This window comes from Streptomyces camponoticapitis (assembly GCF_014646115.1).
Classification (GTDB): Bacteria; Actinomycetota; Actinomycetes; order Streptomycetales; family Streptomycetaceae; genus Streptomyces; species Streptomyces camponoticapitis.
In genome coordinates, this window is the sequence record NZ_BMMV01000081.1 from 1 (window position 1) to 572 (window position 572).

Sequence of the window (572 nt, forward strand, 5' to 3'; positions counted from 1 at the left end):
GCATCACGCCTGGTCACTCCCTATGACCCCGAGGCCCGTGGCGGCAAGAAGAACGACATGGTCTGGGACGGCTACAAGGTTCACCTCACCGAGACCTGCGAGCCCGGCGCCGTCAACCTGGTCACGAACGTGGCCACCACCATCTCCACCGTCCACGACAGCACGATGAGTCGGCAGATCCACGCGGGCCTGGCCTCTCGGGACTGCCTGCCGCAGGAGCACTGGGTCGACGCCGGCTATCCCACGGCCGCCCAGATCGCGGCGGGCCGACGCGAGCACGGCATCGCGCTGCACGGGCCGGTCCAGGCCAACACCAGCGCACAGAGCGGCACCGCGGGCGGCTACGACCAGGAGGCATTCACGATCGACTGGGACCAACGGCAGGTTACCTGTCCCGGCGACCGCACCAGCAGAACCTGGAGCAATCGGCTCTCCCAGCAGGGTCTGCCGGTGATCCGGGTCCAGTTCTCCGTCAACGACTGCCGTCCCTGTCCCGTCCGGGCGCAATGCATCAACTCACCCACCGCCCAGCGCCGGGAACTGCGGTTACGGCAGCACGACGAACACCATGC

The 572-nt window shown here is 68.0% G+C and carries 1 protein-coding gene; it reads left to right on the plus strand.

All coding sequences use genetic code 11. The annotated features are described in order from the left end of the window. Positions 1–572 (plus strand): transposase (locus tag IEY79_RS37140; RefSeq protein WP_189112063.1); only part of this gene is annotated, 572 nt, incomplete at both ends.